Origin of the sequence: Paenarthrobacter sp. CM16 (assembly GCF_013179505.1) — a bacterium.
Classification (GTDB): Bacteria; Actinomycetota; Actinomycetes; order Actinomycetales; family Micrococcaceae; genus Arthrobacter.
On sequence record NZ_JABMCX010000238.1, the window covers coordinates 1 to 7,190 of the forward strand.

The following is a 7,190-nucleotide window of genomic DNA, read 5'->3' on the forward strand; positions in this document are numbered from 1 at the left end:
AAAGCTCATCAAGACATGATGTCGAGTCCGGGACTAGTTTCCTTTTTCCAGAGCATGGGCCGTGACATAGGCGCCTAACTGGTCCTTGGAAAGGGCTCCTGCGATGTCCGAGATGGCTGCTGTATCGGCGACAACAATCGACTGGCCGTCAGCTGAGGTGCCCGTGCCGAGGGTGGGCAACGTGAACATCACAGTGTCATTTGCTCGCAGATCCTTCATACCAAGGGCGAGGCTCCCGATGGCGGAAGCGTCGAAGCTCTTGTCGACGCTGATGAAAGGAGTCACAGCGCCAACCATGCTGTTAACGGTCATAGGGTTGGTCAGGGTTTCCCGTGCAATCGTCTTGCTGATGATTGCTTTCATATACGCCTGCTGATTCCGCACTCGCTGGTAATCGCCATCGCTGAATGACATACGTTCACGGACAAAAGCCAGTGCCTCATCACCATTAAGCGTTTGCTTTCCGGCTTCGTAGTAGTGGCCCTTCATGGGGCCCTTCGCCGGTGCAAAGGGGATCTTTACATCCACTTCGACTCCGCCCAGAGCATCAGTAAGACCCTTGAAGCCTTCAAAATCGACCATTGCGACATGATCAATGCGCTGTTGGAATAGGGACTCAACAGTCTGGACCATCAGTGGCACGCCCCCAAGAGCCAAGGCAGAGTTGATCTTTGACTCCCCCTTCCCCGGAATATCCACCCAAAGGTCACGCATGAGTGATACTGCGTACACGTTCTTGCGGTCTGCCGGGATGTGCACGAGCATCAACGTGTCAGCGCGCTGGTCGGTGGAAGCCTGAGTATCAACGTCGAGCTCCGCAGACCCGCGAGTATCACTACCCATCACAAGGATGTTCATTGCGGCGGTGCCATTCACGGGCTCGGTCTTCTGAGGCCGAGTCGACTCTTCAGGGAAGGCCGTCTCGATCTTGGTGGTGCCCGAATTGAACGTCTGAGCAAGGTTGTAAAGGTAGCCACCCCCAATCAGACCCGCGACGAGCACGGCGGCTGCAAAGCCAAGGAGTACGTTCCGTACAGTTTTCTTGCCGCTTTTCTGCCGTCTGGGACGGGACTCTGAGGTGGGAGTTTCGGTGTCGTTCGGGAGCGTCATGTGTTCCTTGATGTTGGCATCAGCAGTGACGATTCTATCAAGGCGAAAATACGCCGTCCGCAAACTCCACTTTTTGGCCGGAGTCCTGCCGGCTGGTGACGTTCACCAGGTACGGGGTTCCAGGGGGCAGCGTTGATCCATCGAGACTGATAACGATCGATTCAAGTCTTGGATTAGAGCTGCCGTTCTCACCGTCTTTTTTCGCCGTGCTTGAAGGGTTTGAGTCCAACTCATGGGAAGCGCCGTCACTTGTGGTCCAGGACACTTTCACTTGTCCGCCGGAGAGATTAAATCCGACGACGGATATTTCGCCTGCGTCTGAGTCGACCTTAGCGTCGGTCACGACCGGGGATGTATGTCCCGTCTGCAGCAATTGCTCCTTGAGCGGCGTGCCGGTGCCTTTGCACGTGAAGTACGGATCCCACATGAATGAGATTATCTTTCTAGCCTCCGCCATCTGTTGAAGCTGGCGATCCATTCTTTCCAAGGTGGTTTGCCCACGAAGGCTGTTGCCGCACGTATTGGACTCAGTGGAGGGGGCCATACCTTCCAAGTTGGCCCACAAAACGGCACCTGTCCCGGTGATGCCTTCCGCCGCGGCTTGGAAGTAGTCCCTGTTGGGTGCCACGTACTTCTCTCCCCACGTCCCCTTGCCGACGATGGTTGCGGCAAAAGTATCCACGGGATCGTCGCCCTCGCTGGGCATGTAGGCTGCGCCCTTTCCAGTTCCCATACCATCTTGGATGGCGATGTTCAGTGCTAGGCCACCCGAGGTCTGGGCTATCCTGCGTATCCCGAGCCGGGCATCCTGAGGGCTGACGTTGGACGCCGCTGATCTGGATTCAATATACGGACTAACGATCGCTGAACGGGTTGGAAGTACGCGCTTGATTGCCGTGTTTTGCATCTTGTAGAGAGACAAAACGGGGTCGAAGAATTGAGCGGAGCTGATCGGCATCTCGAAGTGATGATAAAAGCCGGCAAGACCGGGAACGTCATTATTAGCGGCTTGATATTCCAGGAACCGCTCCGTGAAAAGGTCAAGGGTATTCATGTATGAAAGATCGGGAAGGTAGTCCACGTCGGTCCGCTTGATTGGTGCCGGGAGACCCGCGTAGAACTTCATGTCCAGTTCGGTGGCCGCCGACGACAATGCGGCGGCTGGATCTTCGGCAGACTCTTTGCTGCCTCCCACTATCACCACGTCATAGGTTCCGTCGGGGGAGCTGCAGCCGCGGCCCTCTGTGGGCAGCACCAATATGGTGTAGGACTTGCCGGCGGATGAGACAGTCCGGTCATTGGGACACTTCGAGACAGAGTCCCCCCAATGGCTTCCGTCGGAATAGGTGAAGTATCGATGAACACTTACGGAGGTGCTGACGAATTTGCCGCAGGCCATACCTTGCACAACACAGTCGGTCGGAAGGGACTCCTCCGTGGCCGGCCTCAAAAGGGTGCCAAAAGTGATCGCTGTATCTCCACCCAAGGCCTTGATATCTGCCATCTTGTCCCTGTTGGCGGCTGACTCGGTATTGGCGGTAATGAAGTAACCGCTGATGGGATGGGTGGGCGGTGAAGCGGGGGCGTTGGGTGTTACGGCAGTGTTGGGTGTTCCGGCGTTATTGTCCCAGGGAGCGAAGATCACGACCACGACGACAAGGAGGGCCGCGAGCATGGCAACGGCCCATCGCCTTATTCCTTTGGGAGATGGCCTCTGCGGCGATGATTGTCGGGAGAGGTTAGGGGGCTTCATGTATTCCTCTGAATCGACATCAGCAGAGACGACTCTACCAAGAGAGGCCATTATCCCGCCCCGGCGGGCGGGCTCCCGGCGGATCTCTGCGGCTGAGGGGATGGGTCTAGTCCATACGATAAACTAATCCGGGTCGCCCTTCCGCGGAGGGGAACGTCCGCGCGCCGTCATGTCTCAGGTGGTTGCGATAAATGGATCGCCGAAAGCGTTCTGAAACACATACAACGGGGGGAAAGTTGGGCACTGGAATCAAACGTGTTCAAGCCGTGCTCGTGGTCTTTCTACTGGCCAGCATCGGGTTCATAGGCATTCAGCCCGCTGTCGCCACCGAGCTGGAGCCGGGACCAGGCAGTGAAACCGGGCAACCCACTGAAACCGCAACTCCCACCCCACCAGTGGTGCCACCGGTCGTAGTGCCTCCGATTTTGGAGCCGTCTCCGACACTCCCTCCTTTGGAGCCGGAGAAAACGCCGGAACCAGCTCCTCCGGCTGTTGAGCCCGCACCCGTTGCTCCTCCGGTCACCGAGCCTGTGGCCCCGCCAGCCGTTGAGACAGTTGTTCCCACCGCTCCCACCCAAGAGACGCTTTTGCCAAACCTGCCCACGGAAGGCGAGGTTCAGGGCTACGTTGATCAACCTTTGGTTCCTGAGGAAACGACGACGGCCCCTGCGGAGTCCACACCATCTCCAACGCCCACTCCATTGCCAACCAAATCAGCGGCGCCTCCCGTTGCCAGCGCCGATATTGCGGGTCCGCTAAAGGTTGCCTTGGCACCCGTTGCTGAGAATAACCCCCTTGTCCAAGGGGTTACCATCCTCGTGCTGATTCTGCTGGGCGTTGCATACTTCCGTGCGCTGCGTTCCAAGGGGAGTCCTCGCCCCCGTCTTAACGGCAAGTAGCCCATGGGTTACTCCCTCACCGGGGAACAGGCTGCGGAAAATCCTGCATCACCGATGCGCCTCATGCTCCTCACACACTCCTATTGGCCAGAACATAGCCCACCTCAACGCAGGTGGGCCTCCCTCGCTCGTGAATTCCGTAAAGCCGGCTGGGACGTGGACGTTGTCGCGCCTGTGGCCCATTATCCAAACGGCCGGCGCAATCTGCCCCGCAGGCAAGCCGGACTCGCTTTTTCGCACCAGCGAGGTCCTCATGGTGAAACCATCCGACGGGTCCCCTATCTGAGGCACATGGGCACATCGTCCCTTGCCCGATTCATGGATCAGCTGTTCTCTGCCGTTATGTCCGTTCCCGTGGGCCTGGGGGGCAAGAAACCCGACGCCATTCTCGCCACGGCTCCCAGCCTTCCTACGTTGGCGACCGGATACGTTCTCTCCAAGCTCAGGGGAGTCCCTTTCATCGTCGAGATGCGGGATGCATGGCCGGACCTGGCACGTGACGCTCGTATCGTCCAGGGCAGCGTCAAGAGTCTTGTGGAGCATGCTGTGGAGTTCTTGCAGCAACGGGCTGACCTGGTGGTCACAGTGACAGAGGGATTTGCTGACACGCTTCGCGCGCGGGGGATCAAGCATGTAGCCACGGTCAGTAATGGACTGGATCTCCATACAGTCCCATTCCTGGAGCCCCCCGCTCTTGATCGTACGGAGTTCCGGGCTCTCTACCTTGGCAATCACGGCAAGAGCCAGAAGCTGGACATTCTCATCCGAGCCAGCGCGTTGTTGGGAGATGGTTTTCATCTGACACTGGTCGGCCAAGGTACAACCAGGCCTCAATTGGTCAAGCTCGCTCGGGAACTGAACGCTCCGGTGACCTTTTACCCATCGCTTCACGGCCCGGCTGTTCTTGAAAAATACCGGGAAACGGACACTTGTATCGTCTCGCTCCGCGATGACTGGAAGTCATTTGAGACCACCGTTCCATCGAAGACCTACGAGGTTCTGGCGATCGGCAGGCATGTGACCGCAATCGTCAGAGGCGAGGCTGAGCGAATCATCCGCGAAGCCCAGGCGGGTGACGTGGTGCAGGCCAATCCTGAAGCTGTTGCTCAACTGTGGCGCGAGCTTTCCCAGGACCGCCAAAGGCTCGCAGCAGGCAAAAGTGGTCGTGAGTGGGTAAGCGAGCATGCGGACTATGCACATCTTGCCCTTCAATATATGCAGGAGATCGCAAAAGTAGCAGCCAAGACGACGCAGGCGTCAGAACGGCGGGAATCCACATGATTCGCGTCATGACCAACTTCAAGTTGGCAGCAAGCACCGTTGTTGAACACATGACGGAGGCACCATTCATGCTGGTGCTTTTGATGCTCAGGCGACTGCCTTCATCCGTGGTTGGGCCCGCTGCCACCATGGTCACAAAAGCAGCACCAAGATCGTCCAAACCGCCATTTTTGCTCGCAAGTCACGCTGCTGGTGACATTGGCGGATTGGTGAAGCGGTTCGAAAGCACTTCGGCTCAGAGAATCACAGCCGGCCAAGCTCGGAGGGCAAGCGAAATTGCACTTGCCGCGGGACAGCCTGAATGGGCGGACATCTTCTTGCGTCAAGCCGAGGGCGCACGTCACCGTCCTGCGACTGCGGCGCGACGCAAATGGTACGACGGCGACATGTCCGGGGCTGTAGAGGCTTTGACAGGCCAGCCCGCAGGTATGGCCAGGCAGCGAGCACGACTCGAATCAGAGCTCAAAGTCTTCAGGGGATGGCGCCCCGTATTGCCGAAAATCAGCATCGAGCCAAAGCCTCGGCGCGTTATGCACCTCTTGACAAATTCCGTACCCCATACGGCCAGTGGTTATGCTCGGCGGACCCATTCGATCCTCACGTCGCAACAGGACTCGGGTTGGGAGACGTTAGCCGTCACCCGTCTGGGCTATCCGGTACAGATCGGTGCACTGACCGCGCGGAAGGACGACGTAGTGGATGGAGTCCACTACACTCGCCTACTTCCAAGCCACATGGCAAAGTCCATGGACGGTCGCTTGCAGCAGCAGGCCGATGAACTTCTCAAAGTAGCCCGGAGCTTCAGGCCTTCCGTTCTTCATACAACTACTCACTTTGTCAACGGTGTGGTTGCACGCGAAGTGGCAAACGCTTTGGACTTACCCTGGGTTTACGAGGTTCGTGGGCAGCTTGCCGACACCTGGGCATCAACCCGCGGCGACGATGCACGGCGCAGCGAGCGCTATCAGTTGTTTATGGAGCGCGAGGCCGACGTCATGCGCAGCGCTGACTTGGTGGTAACTCTGGGTGAGGCCATGAAGAGCAATATCGTTGCGTCGGGAGTCCCGGCCAACAAGGTGCTCATCTGCCCCAACGCAGTGGGTGGGTCCTACTTGAGAGAACCCCTGGAGCATAGAGCGGCCCGTCTTGCCTTGGGACTGGATCCGGAGGGGCTTTACATAGGAACCGTCAGCAGTCTTGTGGATTACGAGGGCATCGATGATCTCGTCTCAGCATTTGCGCTGCTTGCACCTCGGCTGTCAAAGTTGAAGTTGCTCGTCGTTGGAGATGGGGCGGCTGCTCCTGCTCTTCAGGATCAGGTCCGGCGACTCGGTTTATCGGAACGAACTCATTTCGCAGGACGGGTGCCGGCCGCCCAAGCGCATCTCTTCCACCAAGCTCTGGATGTCTTCGTCGTGCCTCGGAAGGATCTCGCCGTAACGAGGGCGGTCACGCCGTTGAAGCCGGTAGAGGCATTGGCTTCGGGGAGACCTGTGGTGTCAAGTGATCTTGATGCCTTACGGGAGATCGTGCATGACGGGGTAAACGGCCGCTTGGTGACAGCGCAGAAGCCTGACGCTTTTGCTGAAGCACTGTTCGAATTGCTCGACGACGAAGGTCTGCGACTCCGATTAGGGGCTGCCGGCCGTCAGGAAGTCCTGGCCACGCGGACATGGAAAGCAAACGCAGATCTATATGGCAAGGCTTACGAGACATTGAGGGGCAACTGATGTCAGCGGACAGGTTGGCAACGCGTGCAGCGCTTACGTGCACCTACGACGGCGTTCCGGTTCAGTTGGGTTGGGCTTGCGACACAGTGTTTTCGAATCGATCAAGGAGACCCATTTAGTGTCGGCAAAGAAAGCTAAGCTTCCACCGCCGGCGGCAATACAGCCGTTGTCGGTGGATATCAGGAAGCTCTCCCGGGTCGGTTCCCGTCCGGGGTTTCTGGATTATCTGGTCCAGCTCTGGGATTACCGCCAGTTTATTTTCTACGACGCCCGGGCTCGGGTTCAGAGTGGAACGCGGAAAGACCGGCTAGGTAGCGCGTGGCTTCTGCTGAACCCCGTCTTCAATGGGTTGACCTACTACTTCGTGTTCGGCCTGCTGCTGCAGACCAGCCATGGCATCGATAATTTTGTCGGTTA

General features: G+C 57.9%; 5 protein-coding genes and 1 pseudogene. 4 read left to right on the forward strand and 2 right to left on the reverse strand.

The genetic code is table 11. The features are described 5' to 3' along the window. Positions 1–33 precede the first annotated feature (33 nt). Both HP499_RS18040 and HP499_RS18045 read right to left on the reverse strand, forming a co-directional pair. Complete coding sequence (locus tag HP499_RS18040; RefSeq protein ID WP_309138417.1) at positions 34–1,173, reverse strand: LCP family protein; 1,140 nt, start codon at positions 1,171–1,173, stop codon at positions 34–36. Next, the gene (locus HP499_RS18045) at positions 1,148–2,785 is read right to left on the reverse strand and encodes a hypothetical protein (protein WP_172325568.1); all 1,638 of its coding nucleotides are present in this window, start codon (positions 2,783–2,785) and stop codon (positions 1,148–1,150) included. The genes HP499_RS18040 and HP499_RS18045 overlap by 26 nt, the downstream gene beginning before the upstream one ends. A 530-nt stretch (positions 2,786–3,315) precedes the next feature. Here HP499_RS18045 and HP499_RS24900 point away from each other — a divergent pair. From HP499_RS24900 to HP499_RS18060, 4 genes and pseudogenes are all read left to right on the forward strand, one after another. Next, the gene (locus tag HP499_RS24900) at positions 3,316–3,762 is read left to right on the forward strand and encodes a hypothetical protein (RefSeq protein WP_216660137.1); all 447 of its coding nucleotides are present in this window, start codon (positions 3,316–3,318) and stop codon (positions 3,760–3,762) included. Positions 3,763–3,825: 63 nt separating this feature from the next. Further along, a complete protein-coding gene (locus HP499_RS18050; protein WP_253951676.1) occupies positions 3,826–5,043 on the forward strand; it encodes a glycosyltransferase family 4 protein in 1,218 nt (405 codons plus the stop codon). A gap of 8 nt (positions 5,044–5,051) precedes the next feature. Then, complete coding sequence (locus tag HP499_RS18055) at positions 5,052–6,773, forward strand: glycosyltransferase family 4 protein (protein ID WP_253951675.1); 1,722 nt, start codon at positions 5,052–5,054, stop codon at positions 6,771–6,773. Positions 6,774–6,891: 118 nt separating this feature from the next. Beyond that, positions 6,892–7,190, forward strand: a pseudogene (locus tag HP499_RS18060) (ABC transporter permease); the annotation flags it as partial.